16 protein-coding genes are annotated in these 21,940 nt (G+C 53.4%); 14 read left to right on the top strand and 2 right to left on the bottom strand.

Annotated elements, in window-relative coordinates; all coding sequences use genetic code 11:
* The first annotated feature begins 13 nt into the window (after positions 1 to 13).
* From thiB to ilvN, 5 genes are all read left to right on the top strand, one after another.
* Positions 14 to 997 carry a thiamine ABC transporter substrate binding subunit gene (gene thiB / locus KP22_RS10850; protein ID WP_156103753.1) on the top strand — a complete coding sequence of 328 codons (984 nt, stop codon included), beginning with the start codon at positions 14 to 16 and terminating at the stop codon, positions 995 to 997.
* Positions 973 to 2,580 carry a thiamine/thiamine pyrophosphate ABC transporter permease ThiP gene (thiP, locus tag KP22_RS10845; protein WP_039305696.1) on the top strand — a complete coding sequence of 536 codons (1,608 nt, stop codon included), beginning with the start codon at positions 973 to 975 and terminating at the stop codon, positions 2,578 to 2,580. The genes thiB and thiP overlap by 25 nt, the downstream gene beginning before the upstream one ends.
* Positions 2,567 to 3,274 (top strand): thiamine ABC transporter ATP-binding protein ThiQ, encoded by a 708-nt coding sequence (thiQ, locus tag KP22_RS10840; protein ID WP_039305694.1) that lies wholly within the window; start codon positions 2,567 to 2,569, stop codon positions 3,272 to 3,274. The genes thiP and thiQ overlap by 14 nt, the downstream gene beginning before the upstream one ends.
* A gap of 369 nt (positions 3,275 to 3,643) precedes the next feature.
* Positions 3,644 to 5,308: an acetolactate synthase large subunit gene (gene ilvB / locus KP22_RS10835; protein ID WP_039305691.1), complete on the top strand. Its 1,665-nt coding sequence runs from the start codon at positions 3,644 to 3,646 to the stop codon at positions 5,306 to 5,308.
* Positions 5,309 to 5,313: 5 nt separating this feature from the next.
* Positions 5,314 to 5,625, top strand: a complete 312-nt coding sequence (gene ilvN, locus KP22_RS10830; RefSeq protein ID WP_039306014.1) for an acetolactate synthase small subunit — start codon at positions 5,314 to 5,316, stop codon at positions 5,623 to 5,625.
* Positions 5,626 to 5,661: 36 nt separating this feature from the next.
* On the opposite strand, the gene KP22_RS10825 is transcribed toward ilvN, so the two are convergent.
* Positions 5,662 to 6,432 carry a DedA family protein gene (locus KP22_RS10825; protein ID WP_039305688.1) on the bottom strand — a complete coding sequence of 257 codons (771 nt, stop codon included), beginning with the start codon at positions 6,430 to 6,432 and terminating at the stop codon, positions 5,662 to 5,664.
* Positions 6,433 to 6,580: 148 nt separating this feature from the next.
* Here KP22_RS10825 and KP22_RS10820 point away from each other — a divergent pair, with 148 nt between their 5' ends.
* The 4 genes from KP22_RS10820 to rluA all read left to right on the top strand — a co-directional run bounded on the left by KP22_RS10820 (position 6,581) and on the right by rluA (position 14,731).
* Positions 6,581 to 8,161, top strand: coding sequence for a sensor domain-containing diguanylate cyclase (locus tag KP22_RS10820; protein ID WP_039306011.1), 1,581 nt, complete (start codon positions 6,581 to 6,583; stop codon positions 8,159 to 8,161).
* Positions 8,162 to 8,273: 112 nt separating this feature from the next.
* Positions 8,274 to 10,640 (top strand): DNA polymerase II, encoded by a 2,367-nt coding sequence (locus KP22_RS10815; RefSeq protein WP_039305685.1) that lies wholly within the window; start codon positions 8,274 to 8,276, stop codon positions 10,638 to 10,640.
* A 184-nt stretch (positions 10,641 to 10,824) separates the two neighbouring features.
* Positions 10,825 to 13,728, top strand: coding sequence for an RNA polymerase-associated protein RapA (rapA, locus tag KP22_RS10810; protein WP_039305682.1), 2,904 nt, complete (start codon positions 10,825 to 10,827; stop codon positions 13,726 to 13,728).
* Between the two features lie 349 nt (positions 13,729 to 14,077).
* A complete protein-coding gene (gene rluA, locus KP22_RS10805) occupies positions 14,078 to 14,731 on the top strand; it encodes a bifunctional tRNA pseudouridine(32) synthase/23S rRNA pseudouridine(746) synthase RluA (RefSeq protein WP_039305679.1) in 654 nt (217 codons plus the stop codon).
* Positions 14,732 to 14,828: 97 nt separating this feature from the next.
* Here the strand turns inward: rluA and djlA are convergent, their stop codons facing one another.
* Positions 14,829 to 15,719, bottom strand: coding sequence for a co-chaperone DjlA (djlA, locus tag KP22_RS10800; protein ID WP_039324224.1), 891 nt, complete (start codon positions 15,717 to 15,719; stop codon positions 14,829 to 14,831).
* A 185-nt stretch (positions 15,720 to 15,904) separates the two neighbouring features.
* On the opposite strand from djlA, the gene lptD reads away from it, so the two are divergent.
* From lptD to apaG, 5 genes are all read left to right on the top strand, one after another.
* A complete protein-coding gene (lptD, locus tag KP22_RS10795) occupies positions 15,905 to 18,268 on the top strand; it encodes an LPS assembly protein LptD (RefSeq protein WP_039306008.1) in 2,364 nt (787 codons plus the stop codon).
* Positions 18,269 to 18,440: 172 nt separating this feature from the next.
* Positions 18,441 to 19,736: a peptidylprolyl isomerase SurA gene (surA, locus tag KP22_RS10790; RefSeq protein ID WP_039305673.1), complete on the top strand. Its 1,296-nt coding sequence runs from the start codon at positions 18,441 to 18,443 to the stop codon at positions 19,734 to 19,736.
* Positions 19,736 to 20,737 carry a 4-hydroxythreonine-4-phosphate dehydrogenase PdxA gene (pdxA, locus tag KP22_RS10785; RefSeq protein ID WP_039324220.1) on the top strand — a complete coding sequence of 334 codons (1,002 nt, stop codon included), beginning with the start codon at positions 19,736 to 19,738 and terminating at the stop codon, positions 20,735 to 20,737. Before surA ends, pdxA begins: the two co-directional genes overlap by 1 nt.
* Positions 20,730 to 21,548 (top strand): 16S rRNA (adenine(1518)-N(6)/adenine(1519)-N(6))-dimethyltransferase RsmA, encoded by an 819-nt coding sequence (gene rsmA / locus KP22_RS10780; RefSeq protein ID WP_039324218.1) that lies wholly within the window; start codon positions 20,730 to 20,732, stop codon positions 21,546 to 21,548. The genes pdxA and rsmA overlap by 8 nt, the downstream gene beginning before the upstream one ends.
* Before the next feature lie 12 nt (positions 21,549 to 21,560).
* Complete coding sequence (gene apaG, locus KP22_RS10775; protein WP_039305665.1) at positions 21,561 to 21,938, top strand: Co2+/Mg2+ efflux protein ApaG; 378 nt, start codon at positions 21,561 to 21,563, stop codon at positions 21,936 to 21,938.
* Positions 21,939 to 21,940 lie beyond the last annotated feature (2 nt).

Below are 21,940 nucleotides of genomic sequence, written 5' to 3'. Positions count from 1 at the left end.
ACGTTCAGCCATCGTGCTGAAAACCAGCCTGCCTTGTCTGTTACTACTCTCAGCATCCGCCTTCGCCAAGCCCGCGCTTACCATTTATACCTATGACTCATTCGCTTCAGAATGGGGTCCTGGTCCCGTCATCAAGACCGCGTTTGAAAAAGAGTGCGAGTGCGAATTGAATTTCGTCGCACTGGAGGATGGCGCGTCGCTGCTGAACCGTCTGCGTATGGAAGGCAAAAACAGCAAAGCGGATATCATTCTGGGGCTGGACAACAACTTGTTACAGGCAGCTGAGCAAACCGGCCTGTTTACGCCACACGATCAGGACACCAGCGCCGTCACAGTGCCGGGCGGCTGGAGCAATAAAACGTTCATCCCTTACGACTACGGCTACTTCGCGTTTGTGTATAACAAAGACTCGCTGAAGAGCCCACCGAAAAGCCTGCATGAACTGGTGGACAGCAACGCGCCGTGGAAAGTGATTTATCAGGACCCGCGCACCAGCACACCGGGGTTAGGTTTACTTCTATGGATGCAGAAAGTGTACGGCGATGATGCGCCGCGAGCCTGGCAGAAGCTGGCGAAAAAAACCGTTACCGTCACTAAAGGCTGGAGCGAAGCCTACGGCCTGTTCCTGAAAGGGGAAGCCGATCTGGTACTGAGCTACACCACGTCACCGGCCTATCACATCATCGAAGAGAAGAAAAATAACTACGCAGCGGCTACCTTTAGCGAAGGGCATTACCTGCAAATCGAAATCGCCGGGCAGTTGGCTTCCAGTAAAAATCCCGAGCTGGCAAAACGCTTTATGCAGTTCATCCTGAGCCCAACCTTCCAGCAGGCTATTCCCACCACCAACTGGATGTATCCGGCCATTAAAACCGAACTGCCAGCAGGCTTCGCGACGCTTGCGGTTCCTGAGAAAGCCATGCAATTCAGCGCGCAGGACGTTGCCGACCAAAGGACACAGTGGATTCAGGCATGGCAACGCGCCGTCAGCCACTGATCGGCGGACGTCTGTGGCCAGGGCTACTGGCCACCACGCTGTTAATTTCTGTTGCCGTACTGGCTTTTGGCGCACTGTGGATACAGGCGCCAGAAAGCCAATGGCGCACGCTATGGCATGACAGCTATCTCTGGCATGTCATTCGGTTTACCTTCTGGCAGGCCTTTCTCTCTGCGCTATTTTCTACCGTTCCGGCGATTTTTCTCGCCAGAGCGCTATATCGACGGCGTTTCCCCGGCTACCGCTGGCTACTGCGCCTGTGCGCGATGACGCTGGTTCTGCCCGTACTGGTCGCCGTTTTTGGCCTGCTCAGCGTGTATGGCCGACAAGGCTGGCTGGCCTCTGTGCTGGGCTGGTTTGACCTGAAATACACCTTTTCGCCCTATGGGCTGCAAGGCATCCTGCTGGCGCATGTGTTCTTCAATCTGCCGCTGGCAACCCGATTGTTGTTGCAGTCACTGGAAGGCATTGCCACCGAGCAGCGTCAGTTAGCCGCCAATCTGGGCATGAACAGCTGGCAGCATTTCCGTCTGTTGGAATGGCCTGCCCTGCGCAGACAGATTTTACCAACCGGTGCGCTGATTTTTATGCTCTGCTTTGCCAGCTTTGCCACGGTGCTGTCGCTCGGCGGTGGCCCGCAGGCGACCACGATTGAGCTGGCTATCTATCAGGCATTAAGCTTTGATTACGATCCGGCACGCGCGGCACTGCTGGCATTAATCCAGATGTTCTGCTGTCTCGGTTTAGTGCTGTTGAGCCAACGGTTGGGGAGTATTTTACCTGTCGGCAATACGCAGCAGCTTGCCTGGCGTAACCCGCAGGATAGCGCCTTAAGCCGCCTCACCGACGGCCTGCTGATCGGTGCGCTGTTGCTGCTGGTCGTTCCCCCCTTGCTGGCCGTGGTCGTTGATGGCGTGAACCGCTCATTGGTTTCCGTGCTGCAACAGCCCGTGCTCTGGCAAACGCTGTTTACCTCGCTACGCATTGCCTTAGGCGCAGGGTTACTGTGTCTGGTGCTGACCATGATGCTGCTCTGGAGCAGCCGCGAGCTCAAGTTACGCCAGAAGCCACTCTACGGGCAGTTGATGAACCTGAGCGGCATGCTCATTCTCGCCATGCCCGGTATTGTGCTCGCCACGGGCTTTTTCCTGCTGCTGAATAACAGCATCGGGTTGCCGCAATCTCCTTACGCGCTGGTGGTGTTCACGAATGCGCTGATGGCGATTCCGTATGCCATCAAGGTGTTGGAAAACCCGATGCTGGACGTTGCCGAGCGCTACAACCGGCTCTGTACTTCACTGGATATTCGCGGCTTGCAGCGATTGAAGTTGATCGAACTCGCCGCGCTGAAACAGCCGCTCGTGCAGGCGTTAGCCTTTGCCTGCGTGTTGTCGATCGGTGATTTTGGCGTTATCGCGCTATTCGGCAATGAGCAATTCCGCACGCTACCGTTCTATCTGTACCAGCAAATTGGTTCCTATCGCAGCGCCGACGGCGCAGTCACGGCACTGTTGTTGATGCTGCTGTGCTTTATGTTATTTACCCTGATTGAGAAACTGGCAGGCCGTCATGATCGCGCTTGAGAAATTGACCTACTTCTATCAGCACTTACCCATGCGTTTTGATTTTCACGTCAAACCGGGTGAGCGTATCGCCATCCTGGGCCCCAGCGGCGCGGGGAAAAGCACGCTGTTGAATCTGGTGGCTGGCTTCCTGATGGCAGACAGCGGCGAATTGAGGCTTAACGGCGAATCTCACCGCGAGACGCCCCCTGCCAAGCGGCCAGTTTCAATCCTGTTTCAGGAAAATAACTTGTTTCCTCATCTGACGATTGGGCAGAACATCGCGCTGGGGTTGCACCCCGGCCTGCGGCTCAGTGCGGCACAGCGCGAAACGCTGCGGCAAATTGCTGACAGGGTCGGATTAACCGATCTTCTGGATCGTCTGCCCTCACAGGTTTCTGGTGGGCAGCGTCAGCGTGCGGCATTGGCACGTTGTCTGGTGCGTCACCAGCCCATTCTGCTGTTAGATGAACCGTTTTCGGCACTCGATCCCGCATTACGTCAGGAGATGCTCGATCTGGTTGAAAGCGTGTGTGAGGAGCGCCAGTTTACGCTGCTGATGGTGTCCCATAATCTGGATGATGCCATGCGGATCGCAAAACGCACGGTGCTGATCGTGGACGGGCAGATTTATTATGATGGGCCAACTCAAGCGTTACAGGATGGCAGCGCCGATGCAGCGTCTATCCTAGGCATAACACATAGAAAATCGTGATCCATAATACATATTCCGTTTTTATCCCTTGTGGGTATTGTGTCTTTTTGTACTGCTGTGCTTATATGGATTGGTGATTGATTATTCATTCGAATGTATCGCTCGACCATAAAGCGCTCGAATGTAAATAACCCGAACTTAAATTAGGATTCCCGTGACGCACTACTCTTCTTCCACTTCAGCACTACTAAACACCGCGCATATTGACGTGGTCGTCGTCGTGCTCGTGGCAGTCGTCGTCGTCGGCAGCGCGCCGTAACGGGTTCCGAATCGAAGATTCTCAAACCCCGCCGGCGCCAGCCGAGCGGGGTTTCTTGTTTCTACCCTCCCTGCTCCGACAACGCACCGGCCCTGATGAAGGATGTAAACATGCGTTATACAGGCGCTCAGTTGATTGTTCGGCTGCTCGAACAGCAGGGTATCACCACCGTAGCAGGTATCCCCGGCGGTGCAGCACTGCCGTTATATGATGCTCTGAGCCAAAGTAAGACTATCCGCCATGTTTTGGCTCGCCACGAGCAAGGCGCAGGATTTATGGCACAAGGCATGGCGCGAGCCAGCGGGCGTGCTGCGGTTTGTATGGCTTCCAGCGGCCCAGGGGCAACCAACCTGATTACTGCCATCGCCGACGCCAAACTGGATTCGATCCCGCTGGTGTGCATCACCGGTCAGGTGCCTTCCAGCATGATCGGCACCGATGCGTTTCAGGAAGTCGACACCTACGGCATCTCCATTCCCGTCACCAAACATAACTATCTGGTTCGTGATATCAACGAACTGCCGCGCGTGATCCCAGAGGCCTTCCGCATCGCACAGTCGGGTCGTCCCGGTCCGGTGTGGATCGATATTCCAAAAGATATTCAAAACGCGACCATTGAGTTGAGCGAACTGCCAGATATTTTCCCTCTCGATACGCCACCGACTATTCCTCGGCAGGAAATTGAACGCGCTGCGGCCATGATTAACGCAGCCCAGCGTCCGATTCTCTATCTGGGTGGCGGAATTATTAGCGGTGTCGCGCACGAACAGGCGGTTCAACTGGCGGAACGCACTAGCCTGCCAACCACCATGACGCTGATGGCTCTGGGTGCCATGCCCGTCGATCATCCCCTATCGCTCGGTATGTTGGGGATGCACGCCGCACGATCAACCAATCTGATCTTAGAACAGGCAGATTTGTTAATTGTCCTGGGTGCGCGTTTTGACGATCGCGCAATTGGTAAAGCGGAACACTTCTGCCCGCACGCCAGTATCATTCACATCGATATTGATCCGGCTGAGCTGGGCAAGATCCGCCAGCCGCACGTGGCGATCAATGCGGATGTTGCCGAAGCGTTGGATCACCTGCTGCCGCATATCACCCCGCAGCAACGTGATGTTTGGCGTGCAACCGTTAGCGGATTGCAACAGGAATTTCCGTTCAGCATGCCGAATGCTGACAATCCGTTGAGCCATTATGGTCTGGTTCAGGCTACGGCACAGGCGCTGACAGATGATGCCATCATCACGACCGATGTCGGCCAACACCAGATGTGGGTTGCGCAGTCTTACCCGCTACGTCGTCCACGCCAGTGGCTGACATCCGGCGGATTTGGCACGATGGGCTTCGGCTTACCTGCGGCAATTGGCGCAGCACTGGCAGAACCGGAGCGCACCGTCGTGTGTTTCTCTGGTGATGGCAGCCTGATGATGAATATTCAGGAAATAGCGACCGCAGCGGAAGAAGGACTCAATGTAAAAATCGTCCTGATGAATAACCAGTCGCTAGGCCTGGTCCATCAACAGCAGGATATGTTTTTCCAGCAACGCATCTTCGCTGCCGATTACCGTTACAGTACCAATTTCCTCGCCATTGCCGCAGGTTTCGGCTTTGCAACCTGCGATCTGAATGCAGCTACCGACCCGCAAGCCGCCCTGCAAGACGCGCTCAATCAGCCGGGTCCGGCGTTGATCCACGTACGTATTGACGCCAATGAAAAAGTTTTCCCCATCGTGCCGCCGGGCGCCGCGAACATCGATATGATCGGAGATTAATGACTATGTCAATTCAACTAACTTCGCCAACGAAATCAACGTCAAATCAGGTCACGCTAGAGCTATCGGTGCGCAACCATCCCGGTGTGATGTCACACGTTTGCGGCCTGTTTGCCCGTCGGGCGTTTAACGTGGAAGGCATTCTATGTATGCCGCTGGCAAACGGAGAGGAAAGCCGGATCTGGCTACTGGTCAAAGATGACCAGCGGCTACAGCAGATGATCAGTCAGGTGGAAAAGCTGGAAGACGTCCTTCAGGTACGTCGTCACGGTGAAGAAATGCGTATTTTCGAGCAGGTCGCCGAGTTTTACTGCTAGCTGGCGTGGCCGGGGTCTTTCCCGGCCTGCCCAATCTCACCCGTTTAACACTTGCCACAATAGATGACGGTAAACCGACATTAACGGGTGCTGAATCAGCACGATCAGCGAGACAATCGCCGCCACGGACACGGCTGGAGCCACCCAACGCAGACGTCTAAGCGGTAGCTTTTTGCTAAACCAATCTTGCTGTTTACGCTTATCGCTGCGCCACCAGCGCCAGTTTAACCAGCCTGCGACCCACACCACAATGGCGGTCGCCAGCAGCAGCCACTTAAAGCCCGCGCTGTTGGTCCCTGCGGGAATATCAATCGCGACGCCAGCCAGAATACCGGGGAAGAAATAGGCCGGTGGCCACAGCAGGCAACCGATGATATTCGGCACAGCGAATTTATACGGCGGTAAGCCCAACATTCCCGCGACCATCGGGATTAATGGCCGCGTCGGGCCGACAAAACGCCCGATCAGTATCGTCGGCATCGGGTGCTGATACAGGGCATACTCGGTTTTATTCAGTAACGCCTGGTACTTTTTCAGAAAAGACCAGTTATGCAGCGGAGCTTTAAAGCGCATGCCAATAAAATAGGAAATCCAGTCCCCTAGCAGGCAACCGATGATGCCAGCCGCCCACGCTGGATATAGCCCCATTTGTCCACTGCCGATAAGTGCCCCCAGCGTTGCCATCATCACCGTGCCGGGCAACAGCAGCCCCACCAGAGCCAAAGATTCCAGAAAGGCAACCAGTATGACGGCGATCAGTGAATACGCGAGTGATTGAGTAACCAGAAGATCCAGCCACGCTTCCATAAAACCTATCCGTACGTTATACAAAACAAGGATTGTCTGGATCATAGCAGAAGCCGTCAACTCCTGATTGCTGGTCAATTCTTTTGCACCCGCGGGCATCAGCACTTATGATGGCGGTCATTTTTTGCCACTTTATCGCACTGCCACTATGTTTTTTAAACTACTCAACCATTTCGGATTACGGCGCCTTATCCTACTTCTGGCAGTAGCGAGCGCATTGGTAACGCTGGCAAACAGCTTTTATGCCAGCTATCGCGTCCAACGAGAGCTTCTGATTGATAACACGCTTGAGGCCAACCGTGTTTACGCTACCAAGCTCGCGGCCATGACCCATTCTTTCTTTAAAGAATCCCAGCAGCAGTTAGCCTACAGCTCAAATATCGTCGCCACCCAAATGGATGATAAGGGCAGTCTGTTTAAAGAAGCCGATCGCCTGCGGCTACAGACCAGCTATTTCAATTCTGTCGTCATAGCCGATGAAAAAGGGATCGTCAGAGCCACGTCACCCGATACCCTCCAGCTAATCGGAAAAAACCTGACAACAGACGGCGTACTCGATGCCCTGAAAGAAAGGCGCCCTCTTATCAGTCAACCCTACGTGTCCGCCGCCAATAATTTCATCGTGCTGATATCTTCACCGATTTTCACACGGGATGGTCGCTACAAAGGGTTTGTCGGTGGTTCGATCTATCTTAAACAGCCCAGCGTTCTCAATACGCTATTAGATAAACACTATTATCGCGACGGCTCTTATATTTACGTCACTGACCAAAACAAAAAAATGCTGTATCACCGTGATATAGAACGTATTGGCAAAACAGAAGCCAATAATCTAAAGCTCGACACACAGCACGAAGACAATGGCAGCCAGCCTATGATGAACTATCAGGGTGAGAAAATGTTAGCGGGCTATGCTGTTGAATCCATCTCGCAATGGGAGATCGTAGCTCTACGCCCGACAGACATTACGCTGAAACCGCTGGATGGCCTGATGTTGAACGTTCTGCGCCACACGCTCCCGCTAGCGCTTTTAACCATATTTTGCGTTTGGCTTCTTGCCCGACTCATCGCTCAGCCGCTTTGGCTATTGGCCCGTAGCGCAAATAAGATGGATGCGGCGGACGTCTCCAACGATATCAGAAATATTCACTCCTGGTATTTTGAAGCCTCACAGCTCAAACAGGCGATGCTACTGGGTATTGATTTACTCCAGCGTAAGATCGGTAAGCTACGCTCTGAGGCACACTCTGACCCGATGACCGAACTGCTCAATCGTCGTGGGCTGGATAGCGTTCTCCGCTACTGGCAGATGGGGCAGAAAAGCTTCTCCGTCATCGCGCTGGATATAGACCGCTTCAAACGCATCAATGACACCCACGGGCATGACGTCGGAGACAACGTCATTCGTTATTTATCACAGTTGATTCGTACCAGTTCGCGCGATTCCGATATTCTGTGCCGCAGCGGCGGCGAAGAGTTTTTAATTCTGCTGCCGGAAACCAGTCTTGACGTGGCACTCAGCATTGCCGAACGGCTGCGGCAGCGCACGCAGGAATCGACCATTCCTGTCGTGGGCAACATTACGATCTCATTAGGGGTGGCACTGTGGCAGCCATCTGTCAGCGACATGTCGATCGAGCGTACCTTCAAGCTGGCGGATGAAGCGCTATATCAAGCCAAGCAAGAAGGCCGCAACCGCGTAGTTTCAGCATTAAATGACGAGCATTAATTCAAATTCCTCCTCTCTTATCATTGGTGATGTCACTGGACATCACCTGTATAAATAACCATACTTAACTCCACTATATTTCCTTATCCCGTTCGCTATAAAAGGCCGCTTAGTGACTCAGCTTCGTCAAGGGTTTCTACTGACCCGCCACTGGAACGATACGCCAGCAGGCACGCAGGTTGAATTCTGGCTGGCTACCGATGAGGGCCCGCTGCTCGCCCGGCTGCCGGTACAAGAAGCCATTGCCTTTATTCCCGCACAGCAGGAAACCCGCGCAAGGACACTCTTACAGCAGGAAAAGCGCTGGCAGTTGAAGGCGCTCGCCATGCAGGATTTCCACCATCAACCGCTGTTGGGGCTTTATTGCCCGCAATACCGTCAGTTGCTGCGGCTAGAAAAGTTACTGCGTGAAGGTGGCGTTCAGGTCTACGAAGCGGATATTCGTCCGCCGGAGCGTTTTCTGATGGAGCGTTTCATCACCGCGCCCGTGTGGCTGAGCGGGACACCCACGTCAGATAATCTGCTGACGCAGGCTCGCATGAAACCCAATCCCGACTATCGCCCGACGCTCAGACTGGTCTCACTGGATATCGAAACCAACCGCCACGGCGAGCTTTACTGCATTGGGCTGGAAGGCTGCGGACAGCGCCAGGTATACATGCTCGGCCCACCTAACGGTGCGTCTGCCGAGCACGATAATTTTACGCTTGAGTACGTCGCCAGCCGCCCGCTACTGCTGGAAAAGCTGAACACCTGGATGCAACAGCACGATCCCGATGCCATCATCGGCTGGAATCTGGTGCAGTTTGACCTGCGCGTTTTGCAGAAACATGCCGAGCGCTACAATATTCCGCTCAAGCTGGGGCGTAACGGGAACGCGCTGGAATGGCGGGAACACGGCTTTAAACAGGGGCATTTCTTTGCCAGCGCCACTGGTCGTCTGATTATCGATGGCATTGAAGCGCTAAAATCTGCAACATGGAATTTTGCCTCATTTAGCCTGGAGTTTGTTGCTCAGTCGCTGCTGGGGGAAGGCAAAGCTATCGACACGCCCTATCAACGGATGGATGAAATTGATCGCCGTTTTGCCGAAGATAAACCTGCACTCGCCCGCTATAACCTGCAAGACTGCGAATTGGTCACGCGTATTTTCGACAAGACCGAGCTGTTGCCTTTCTTGTTAGAGCGCGCTAGCGTCACTGGGCTGGCGGCAGACCGCAGCGGCGGCTCCGTTGCGGCATTTTCCCACCTCTATTTACCGCGTATGCACCGCATGGGCTACGTCGCTCCCAATCTGGGCGAGGTCGCGCTTGAAGCCAGTCCCGGCGGATTTGTGATGGATTCGCGTCCCGGCCTGTATGATTCGGTCTTAGTACTGGATTATAAGAGCCTCTACCCCTCTATTATTCGTACCTTTCTGATCGACCCAGTCGGGCTGGCGGTAGGAACACAGAATCCAGACGCTCAGCATGCCGTCTCCGGTTTTCGCGGGGCATGGTTCTCCCGCGAACAGCACTGTTTGCCTGCGATTGTCGAGCAAATCTGGCAAGGGCGTGAAGCGGCAAAGCGCACTAACAATAAGCCGCTGTCGCAGGCGCTGAAGATCATCATGAATGCCTTTTACGGCGTACTGGGTGCTACAGGCTGTCGCTTTTTCGACCCGCGTCTCGCCTCCTCGATCACTCTGCGCGGTCATGAGATCATGCGCAAAACGCGCGAACTGATCGAAGAGCAAGGCTATCAGGTGATTTATGGCGATACTGATTCCACGTTCGTCTGGCTTAAGCACGCACACAGCGAAGAAGAAGCCGCAAAGATTGGCAAATCACTGGTGCAACACGTTAATCAGTGGTGGACACAGCATCTGCAAGATACTCAGCAGTTAACCAGCGCGTTGGAGCTGGAATTTGAAACGCATTTTCGTCGCTTCCTGATGCCAACGATTCGCGGCGCGGAACAAGGCAGTAAAAAACGCTACGCTGGCCTGATCGATACGCCACAAGGCGAAAAGATGGTGTTCAAAGGGCTGGAAACCGTGCGTACCGACTGGACGCCGCTGGCGCAGCAGTTTCAGCAGCAGCTCTATCTGCTGATTTTTCAACAACAGCCTTATCAAGACTGGCTGCGGGATTATGTCGACCGTACTCTGAACGGTGATTTTGACGATCTGTTAATCTACCGTAAACGGCTGCGTCGCAAGCTTGACGATTACCAGCGCAACGTGCCGCCACACGCCAGAGCGGCTAAAATCGCCGATGACTATAACCGCCAGCAAGGGCGGCCGCTGCAATACCAAAATGGGGGCTGGATCAGCTATGTGATGACCGTCAACGGCCCTGAACCGTTGGAAACCCTCCATTCACCGCTGGATTACCAGCATTATGTCGAACGCCAGCTCCAGCCGGTCGCAGACGCCATTCTTCCTTTCCTGCATGACGATTTTGCTACACGGGTGACAGGTCAGATGGGATTATTTTAAACACCTGAATGAGATGATCTAAAATGAAAGCGGTTAATTCACGGTACAGCAAGTTTGAGAGGTGACGAACGCGCCGTCATCCATTACCATAACGCCCTTTCTGAATTTGCATCAGCAGCATTATTGGCACCCGATAATGTACTCAGACATTCCCCCGACACAAACGACATCGAGCTAAGAATTTATGCCTTTTACACTTGGTCAGCGCTGGATCAGCGACACGGAAAGCGAACTTGGACTGGGAACGGTTGTTGCCGTCGATACGCGTATGATAACGCTGCTTTTTCCTGCCAGCGGTGAAAACCGACTTTATTCCCGCAGTGACGCCCCCATCACCCGTGTGATGTTCAATCCCGGCGACACCGTCACCAGCCATGAAGGCTGGCAGCTCAAGGTTGATGATGTGCGAGAAGAAAAAGGGTTGCTGGTGTATTGCGGCCAACGTTTGGACGATGAAACACCAGCGGAACTGCGTGAAGTCTTTCTGGACAGCAAACTGACGTTCAACAAACCGCAAGATCGTCTGTTCGCCGGGCAGATTGATCGTATGGATCGCTTTGCGCTGCGCTATCGCGCCCGTAAGCATCAGAACGAGCAGGCGCTGCAACAATGGGGCGGTTTGCGCGGCATGCGTGCCAGCCTTATCCCCCATCAGCTTCACATCGCTCACGAAGTCGGCCAACGCCACGCGCCACGCGTATTGCTGGCGGACGAGGTTGGTCTGGGGAAAACCATTGAAGCCGGTATGATCATCCACCAGCAGTTGCTGGCGGGGCGTGCCAGTCGCGTGCTGATTGTCGTACCGGAAACTCTGCAACATCAGTGGCTGGTGGAAATGCTGCGCCGCTTTAACCTGCTGTTCTCACTGTTTGACGACGAGCGCTATGCCGAAGCCAAATTAGACAGCAGCAACCCATTTGAAACCGAACAATTGGTGATCTGCTCGCTGGGATTTGTTCAACGCAGCGCCCAGCGTTTTGCGCAGTTAGTCAACGCCGACTGGGATCTGCTGGTGGTGGATGAAGCCCACCATCTGGTCTGGAGCGAAGAGAGCCCTAGCCCAGAATATCAGGCCATTGAAACTCTGGCTCGCGCCACCCCTGCCGTTCTGCTATTAACCGCAACGCCGGAGCAGCTCGGCCAGCAAAGCCACTTTGCGCGCTTACGCCTGCTCGATCCCAACCGTTTCCACGACTATCAGGAATTTGTTGCCGAACAGCAGCAGTACCGTCCGGTCGCCGATGCCGTCACACTACTATTAGCGGGTGAAAAAGCCCAAACGGCTGAACTGAATGCACTGAGCGATCTGCTGGGTGAACAGGACATCGAGCCGTTGCTAAAAGCCATCAACAGCGACAGCGATGACAACCAGAAGGCGCGTCAGGAACTGATCACCATGCTGATGGATCGCCACGGCACCAGCCGTGTGCTATTCCGTAACACGCGTCAGGGGGTTAAAGGCTTCCCGCAGCGTATCCTGCATCAAATCCGCCTGCCGCTGCCGTCGCAGTACCAAACGGCAATCAAAGTTTCCGGCATTATGAATGCGAACAAGCCACTGGAAACCCGCGCGCGCGATATGCTGTACCCAGAGCAAATTTATCAGCAGCTCGAAGGGGACGATGCCACCTGGTGGAACTTCGATCCACGCGTGGAATGGTTGCTGAACTACCTGACCGCCAACCGTGATGAAAAAGTGTTGGTGATCTGCGCGCAGGCAGCGACAGCGCTCCAGTTGGAGCAAGTGTTGCGCACGCGTGAAGCGATCCGCGCCGCCGTCTTCCATGAAGGGTTATCTATTCTGGAACGTGACCGCGCCGCCGCTTACTTTGCGTCTGAAGAAGAAGGCGCACAGGTGCTGATCTGTTCAGAGATCGGTTCCGAAGGCCGTAACTTCCAGTTCGCCAGCCAGTTAGTGATGTTCGATCTGCCGTTCAACCCCGATCTGCTGGAACAGCGTATTGGTCGTCTGGACCGTATCGGGCAGGCCAAAGAAATTCAGATTCTGGTGCCGTATCTGGAAAGCACTGCACAGGCATTGCTGGTACGCTGGTATCATGAAGGGCTGGATGCGTTTGAGCACACCTGCCCGACAGGCCGCACCATCTATGATGCGCACCACACGCAGCTGATCGAGCGACTGACGACAGTCGGCGAGCAGCAAGGATTGGATGAATTTATCCATACCTGCCGCCAACAGCACGACCGCCTGAAGCAACAGCTTGAACAAGGTCGCGATCGCCTGCTGGAAATGCATTCTAACGGTGGCGAACAGGCTCAGCTGTTAGCACAGGCGATTGCCGAGCAGGATAATGACGTCAATCTGGTGACATTTGCTCTGAACCTGTTTGATATCGTTGGTATCAATCAGGAAGATCGCAGCGATAATCTGATCATTCTGACGCCGTCCGATCATATGTTGGTGCCGGACTTCCCCGGTCTGCCGCAGGACGGTTGTACGATCACCTTCGATCGCGATCAGGCTCTCTCCCGCGAAGACGCGCAGTTTATCAGTTGGGAACATCCGCTCATCCGCAACGGGCTCGATCTGGTGCTGTCCGGCGATACCGGAAGCTGTGCGGTTTCCCTGCTGAAAAATAAAGCGCTGCCGGTCGGTACACTATTGGCGGAGCTGGTTTATGTTGTGGAAGCACAGGCACCAAAACACCTGCAACTGACCCGCTTTCTGCCGCCTACGCCGGTTCGCCTGCTCATGGATCGTAAGGGCACGAATCTGGCGGCACAGGTTGAGTTTGAGAGCTTCAACCGCCAGCTCAACGCAGTAAACCGTCATACATCCAGCAAGCTGGTCAATGCGGTACAGCCCGATGTTCACGCCATGCTGCAACAGGCAGAAGCGCTGGTAGAAACGCAGGCGCGTCAGCTTATCACCGAAGCACAACAGCAGGCCGACCTGCAACTGCGCCGCGAGCTGGAACGTCTGGAAGCGCTGAAAGCCGTCAACCCTAACATTCGTGAAGATGAGCTGACCGCGTTGGAAAACCAGCGTGAACAGGTGCTGAGTAACCTGCACGAAGCCAACTGGCGTCTGGATGCGATTCGTCTGGTTGTAGTGACACATCAGTAATGTGCCGCCTATATATGCCTTATCAGACCGTTGACAAACCTATTCGCCGAATGAAAACGGGAGTAACGGAATAGAAGAGTAAAGCGTTTGCGCCATGGATGGCGCAATCCGAGCTTACATGGACGTACTTGCAGCGTCTTTACGATCTATCCGTTACCTCCGCTCTGCGGACTTTGTCAGCAACCTCTTATACATATATGGGCAGCCAGACTTTTCAGTGCATGGATAGCCACATAGTAGAGAAGCACGGAGATGAGGTTTCCGCAGGAATACCTCGCTTCGTGATAAGTCCGAGTATTTCGATCAAACAGCAGCGACGTCCCTGTCTTTTACGTATTTTGGAGCGTGAATGGAACCCTATAATCCGCCTACCGATCCCTGGTTGCATATTCTGTATCAGGATCAGCACATCATGGTGGTGAATAAACCCAGCGGTCTGCTGTCGGTTCCCGGCCGGGCGCCAGAACACAAAGACAGCATAATGAACCGCATTCAGGCTGACTACCCCAAGGCAGAATCCGTTCATCGTCTGGATATGGCAACCAGCGGCGTGATTGCCGTCGCACTAACGAAAGCAGCCGAACGCGAATTAAAGCGCCAGTTTCGCGAACGAGAACCCAAGAAATCCTACCTTGCCCGCGTCTGGGGGCATATGGCACAGGATGAAGGCGTCATCGATCTGCCACTGATCTGCGACTGGCCGAACCGCCCGAAACAGAAAGTCTGCTTTGAAACAGGAAAAGCAGCGCAGACGGAGTATCAGGTACTTTCGCGTGACGCTGACGGTACAACACGCGTCAAGCTAATGCCGATTACCGGTCGCTCGCATCAACTGCGTGTTCACCTGCTCGCGCTAGGTCATCCTATCCTCGGCGATGGGTTTTATGCACATGCCGATGCTAAAGCGATGGCTCCCCGCCTTTTACTTCACGCACAAGAACTGGCTATCACGCACCCGGCTTTCAATACCCCGATGCATTTTCGTTGCGAAGCGGATTTCTGAGACCAACTCGCTGTTGGTATTTTCAAATCTGGCTTGGTAATGCGATAAATGCGGGGCAGTAAAATAAGGGAACAATAAAGAAGAGGAAAGATGTGGGTTATTTTGTCTGATTCGCGCTTTTCAACAGTTCATAGGCAGCCTGGATATCCTGCGCTTTGCGCTTGGCCATTTCCATCATTCTCGGCGAAAGCTTTTTGGCGACCAGCTTGTCGGGATGGTGTTCACTCATAAGTTTGCGGTAGGCACGCTTAATCGTCACGGCATCATCACTGCTGCGTACACCTAGCGTACGACAGGCACTTTCAACCGTTGGTCCACGCGGCGGTGAGGGTGGGCGTTGGCCACCATAAGAATGCCCATTGGAGTAGCCACCACCGGAGTGGCCGTTATTACGGCGCTGATGCGATTTACCGTTTTGTCGTGACTGACTCTGCCGAGATTGCTGCCCCGTGGTGCCTTCCATATTCCGCAGGAAGAACTCAAACTGCTCACGCGTCACACCCAACTCATCGGCAATCACGTACAACACGCGTCGTTCATTCGGATGTAGAACACCATCGACAAACGCGACCTGAAGCTGAATTTCCAGAAACATCTTAATTAAATCAAAACGTCCCAGACAGGCATCGCGCAGCTTGCGTAATTTTATTCGCAGAGGGAAATGGCTGGTCTTTCCTTCACGAAAAGCCCGTTGAGCAGCGGCTCTGGCCTCACCAAACAGCTCAAGGCGATCCATCATTTTAGTCGCAATATTGATATCGGCTTCCGTCACCCGCCCTTTGGATTTGGTCAGGTGCCCCATAGCCTGAAAGGTCGTGAGAAAGAACAATGACTGACGGGTAGACTGAGCAGAAAAATAATCACGGCGACGCGATGCCCGGGCTCTGTCAATCCAATGCCCCATCAGTAAACCCATGACCATTCCCCAGATGCCAGCGCTTGAGACAATTCCCAGCGCCAACCCCAGCAACTTTCCCCAATACCGCATATACTCCTCAAATCCTCATGCCGTCAGCCAAAAATTGCTTTATCATACCTGTCATTTATCTTTGCACCTAACGGCGGTGCGTATAGGCGGTGGGGATTTAACACTGGCGCAACGCTAACGAGTGATATAGTCTCTGACCGTTTGCCGGCATGATGCCCCTGATGACGGAACACCTGATACCACGTATGAAAAAAAGTTTCCCAACTCTGCTGGCCACTCTGGTTTGGTCGGCACTTTACAGCCAGCACGCGCTGGCCGATCTCGCTGAACAGTGCATGCTGGGTGTACCAACGTACAACAGACCACTGGTAACAGGCGATCCTAATCAGCTGCCGATCAATATCCAGGCCGACAAAACAGAAGCCAATTATCCCGACAACGCCAGATTCATTGGCAATGTTAACATCCAGCAGGGTAACAGCGTCATGACCGCCGAACAGGTGGAACTGAACCAGTTGGATCCGGTAACGCAGGGTAGCACGCCGACGCGTACTATTACTGCAACGGGAAAAGTCCACTACGACGACAATCAGGTGATCCTGAAAGGCCCTAAAGCCTGGGCCAACCTGAACACCAAAGATACCGACGTCTATGAAGGCGACTATCAGATGGTGGGCCGTCAAGGGCGTGGTTCCGCCGACAAAATGAAAATGCGTGACAGTAATCGCTACACCATTCTGGAAAACGGTTCTTTTACTTCCTGTCTGCCGGGAGATAATAGCTGGAGTGTCGTCGGTTCGGAAGTGATTCAAGATAGAGAAGAACAGGTTGCTGAAATCTGGAACGCGCGCTTCAAGATTGGTGGCGTGCCTGTGTTCTACAGCCCGTATTTGCAGCTTCCTATCGGCGATAAACGACGCTCTGGCTTCCTGATTCCCAATGCGAAATATGGTAGCAGCAATGGCTTTGAACTGCTCACGCCGTATTACTGGAATATCGCCCCTAACTTTGATGCCACCATCACGCCGCATCTGCAAACCAAACGCGGCATGCAGTGGCAGAACGAGTTCCGCTACCTGACCGCTCCAGGCCTCGGCGTTATTCAGTTCGACTGGCTACCTAACGACCGTGAATACGCCAAAACTTCACCACAAGACGATAACGATACCCGCTGGTTATTCCACTGGGGCCACAGCGGCGTGATGGATCAGGTGTGGCGTTTTGAAGCAGACTATACAAAAGTCAGCGACGACCGCTACTTCACCGATTTGGATTCGTATTACGGTTCAACCACTGACGGCTACGTCACCCAAAAACTCAGTGCAGGCTATGCGAACCAAAACTGGAACACCACGCTGTCCACCAGACAGTTCCAGGTCTTTTCCAATGCGACCAGCCGTGATGTCTACCGCGCTGAGCCACAGCTTGATATCAATTATTACCAGAATGATATCGGCCCGGTTGATATGCACCTTTATGGTCAGGCGGTAAAATTTACCAACATCAACGACAATCGGCCGGAAGCGACGCGTCTGCACGTTGAACCAACGCTCAATCTCCCGCTGGCAAACCGCTGGGCCAGCCTGAATACCGAAGCCAGGCTATTAGCAACACACTACCAACAAGATAATCTGGATCGTTACCGTGCCGATCCTACTGTCAACGACGTCAATAAAAATGCGCTCCAGAGTTCAGTTAACCGCGTCATGCCGCAATATAAAGTCGATGGCAAAATGGTCTTTGAACGCGAAATGAACTGGTCGCAGGCCTATACCCAGACGCTGGAACCTCGCGCACAGTACCTGTACGTGCCTTATCGCGATCAGAGCAGCATCCATACCTATGACTCGACGTTGATGCAGACCGACTATTCCGGCCTGTTCCGCGATCGCAGCTACAGCGGGCTGGACCGTATCGCGTCAGCAAATCAGATTGCGACTGGTATTACGACGCGTATTTATGATGATGCACTGGTTGAACGTTTTAACGCTTCTATTGGTCAAATCTATTACTTCGATCGCCCACGCACCGGTGACCGCAACACGTCGCTCGATAAAAGTGATAACAATGGCAGCCAGGTGTGGGCTGGTGATTCCTTCCTGAAAATCGACGACAGTTGGGGCGTCCGCGGTGGTCTGCAATATGACAATCGCCTGAACGAAGTCGCACTGGGTGACGCCGTGTTAGAATATCGTCGCGATGCGGAACGTTTGGTGCAGTTAAACTACCGTTATGCCAGCCCTGAATATATTCGCGACATGCTGCCGAACGTGACCAATCAGGGTTCTCAGCAAGGTATATCGCAGGTCGGTGTTACCGCTAGCTGGCCGATCGTCGAACGTTGGGCTGTTGTAGGTGCTTATTATTACGACACCAAGGCCAATCAGCCAGCAAACCAGCTGATTGGCTTACAGTACAACACCTGCTGCTGGGCCGTGAGCGTCGGTTATGAGCGTAAGATTACCGACTGGAACAGCGCCAGCCGCAGCAGTGAATACGACAACAAAGTGTCATTTAATATCGAATTACGTGGTTTAAGCAGTAATTACAGTCTGGGTTCCGAAAAAATGCTGCGTTCGGGTATTTTGCCTTACCAGCGCGCATTCTGATGTCATCCAGAGTGCTTATACACTAAATAATTCGAGTTTCAGGACAAAACGTTAGCGTTTTGAACAACGTACATGCAACTTGAAGTATGGCGTGTATAGATGTAGCAAACAGGCTGTCTCACTGAAACGTTGGAACTTTAACCCGCCTTGCGGATGAAATAATGGGAAAGGTATGAAGAACTGGAGAACGCTTATTCTCGGATTGGCACTGAGTGCCTCTACCGCGTTCGCAGCACCACAGGTGGTTGATAAAGTCGCAGCAGTGGTCGACAACAGCGTCGTGTTAGAAAGTGATGTAAACAGTCTTTTGCAGTCGGTAAAATTGAATGCCCAGCAGGCTGGGCAGCAGTTGCCGGATGATGCCACGCTGCGTCATCAGATTACCGATCGCCTGATCATGGATAACATCATCCTGCAAATGGCGCAGAAGATGGGTATCCAGGTGACGGATGAGCAATTGGATCAGGCAATCACTAATATTGCCGCTCAGAACCGGATGTCTCTTGATCAGCTAAAAAGCCAACTGGCTTATGAAGGGCTGAACTACAACTCTTACCGCAGCCAGATTCGCAAAGAGATGCTGATTTCGGAAGTGCGTAACAACGAAGTCCGCCGCCGAGTTACCGTCCTGCCACAGGAAGTCGATACGCTGGCTAAGCAGATTGCCAACCAGACCGGCGAGAATGATGAGCTGAATCTGAGCCACATTCTGATCCCATTACCGGAAAACCCGACTCAACAGCAGGTTGATGAGGCGGAAAATCTGGCAACGTCACTGGTGAAGCAAATCAGTGACGGAGCGGATTTCGGTAAGCTGGCTATCACCTATTCATCTGATTCTCAGGCGCTGAAAGGCGGCCAAATGGGCTGGGGCAAATTGCAGGAGATTCCAACGCTGTTTGCTGAACGCTTAACACAAGCGCAGAAAGGCCAAGTCGTTGGCCCGATCCGCTCTGGTGTCGGCTTCCACATTCTGAAAGTGAACGATATTCGCGGTGGTAACAAAAGCGTATCGGTAACTGAAACGCATGCTCGCCATATTTTGATTAAACCGTCTGTCGTCATGACGGACAGCCAGGCGCAAGCCAAGCTGGCTGACGTTGCACAGCAGATCAAAAACGGCAGCACCGATTTCGCTGCACAAGCCAAACTACTTTCTCAGGATCCCGGTTCTGCGAATCAGGGCGGCGACCTTGGCTGGGCTTCCCCAGACATGTACGATCCAGCTTTCCGCGATGCGTTGCTGAAACTGAAGAAAGGTGAAATCAGTCAGCCGATTCACTCCTCTTTTGGCTGGCACCTGATTCAGTTGCTTGACACCCGTCAGGTTGATAAAACCGACGCGGCGCAAAAAGAGCAAGCGTACCGTATGATCTTTAATCGTAAATTCGCTGAAGAAGCGCAAACCTGGATGCAGGAACAGCGTGCAGCGGCTTATGTCAAAGTGATTAATGGTGCCACTAACTAATGCAGACTGAGAGCAATACGCTACGCGTTGTGATCACACCCGGTGAACCCGCCGGGATTGGCCCCGATCTGGTGGTTGCTCTGGCGCAGCAGGCCTGGCCTGTAGAACTCGTGATCTGTGCGGATCCTGATCTGTTATTAACTCGCGCATTGCAGCTGTCTATGCCGCTGACGCTGCGTGACTATCAATCCGGCCAGCCCGCACAGCCACAACAGGCAGGTAGCCTCACCATTCTGCCAATCGCCGCACCGGCAACCGTTATTGCGGGCCAATTAAATGTGGCTAACAGCGCTTATGTCGTTGAAACATTAGCCCGTGCTTGTGATGGTTGCCTGAACGGCGAATTCGCCGCGCTGGTTACCGGCCCGGTACATAAAGGCATTATCAATGATGCAGGTGTCTCCTTCAGCGGGCACACTGAATTTTTCGCCGATCGCAGCCGCTGTGACCGTGTCGTCATGATGCTGGCGACGGAAGAGTTGCGCGTCGCTTTAGCGACCACGCATTTACCGCTTGCTGCCGTTTCTGCGGCAATTACCCGCCAGAGCCTGCATGAAGTCATCACGATCTTGCATCATGATTTGCAGACAAAATTCGGCATCGTTCAACCACAGATCTATGTCTGTGGACTGAATCCTCATGCCGGTGAAGGCGGCCATATGGGCCGTGAAGAGCTGGATGTGATTAATCCGGCACTGGACGAGCTGCGGCAACAAGGCATCACGCTGATTGGGCCGTTGCCTGCCGACACGCTTTTCCAGCCAAAGTATCTGCAACACGCTGATGCCGTTTTGGCGATGTACCACGATCAAGGGCTCCCGGTTCTGAAATATCAGGGCTTCGGGCGCGCTGTTAATATCACACTGGGGCTACCGTTTATCCGCACGTCGGTCGATCACGGTACAGCGCTAGAGCTGGCCGCAACCGGTAGCGCAGAGCTTGGTAGCTTCATCACGGCATTAAATCTTGCCATTAAAATGATAAAGAATAGTAATGAATAATCGCGTACACCAAGGTCACTTCGCCCGTAAACGTTTTGGGCAAAACTTTTTAAACGATCATTTCGTGATCGATAGCATCGTTTCGGCCATCCATCCTCAGCCGGGTCAAGCGATCGTCGAGATCGGTCCCGGCCTCGGCGCGTTGACCGCGCCCGTTGGCGAACGGATGGATCGTTTTACCGTTATCGAGCTGGACAGGGATCTGGCAGCACGGTTGGAAAAGCATCCGACGCTAAAAGATAAGCTGACGATTATTCAGCAAGACGCCATGACGATCGATTTCGCCGCGCTCGCTGAACAAGCCGGGCAGCCACTGCGTGTTTTTGGCAACCTGCCGTATAATATTTCCACACCGCTGATGTTCCATCTGTTCACCTATACTCAATCTATCCGCGACATGCACTTTATGTTGCAGAAAGAAGTGGTTAACCGTTTGGTGGCAGGGCCGAACAGCAAAGCCTTCGGACGCCTGAGCGTTATGGCACAGTATTATTGTCAGGTAATTCCGGTGCTTGAAGTGCCACCGGAAGCATTTAAGCCTGCGCCTAAAGTCGATTCAGCCGTAGTGCGACTTGTGCCCCATGCCGTAATTCCCCACCCGGTCAGTGATATTCGCGTGCTGAGCCGCATCACTACGGAAGCGTTTAACCAGCGCCGTAAAACATTGCGTAACAGTCTCGGCAACCTGTTCACACCAGAAACGCTCACCGAGTTGGGTATCAATATCACCAGCCGCGCAGAGAATGTGACCGTTGAGCAATATTGCCGATTGGCGAACTGGTTAAGCGAGCATCCGGCAAAACAGGAATAACTGGAGTTCATCATGATTAATGCGCCCCGTGTTTGTTTACAGGTTCAGAGCTTCTATGTGGAATCACAATCGGAGCCTGATGAAGAGCGTTTCGTGTTTGCTTACACGATTACAGTTCGCAATCTGGGGCGCCATGAAGTCCAGCTTTTGGGGCGTTATTGGCTGATCACCAACGGTAACGGCCGCCAGACCGAAGTGCAAGGTGAAGGCGTAGTCGGTGAACAGCCGATTATCCAACCTGGCGGCGAGTTCCAATATACCAGCGGTGCAGTCATAGAAACGCCACTCGGCACGATGGAGGGCCACTACCATATGGTTGACCATCAGGGTAAAGCGTTTCAGGTTCCAATCCCCGTCTTCCGACTGGCAATCCCCTCACTGATACATTAATT

Source organism: Pectobacterium betavasculorum (genome assembly GCF_000749845.1).
Lineage (GTDB): Bacteria > Pseudomonadota > Gammaproteobacteria > Enterobacterales > Enterobacteriaceae > Pectobacterium > Pectobacterium betavasculorum.
This window is presented reverse-complemented; position numbering and strand designations above follow the sequence as displayed.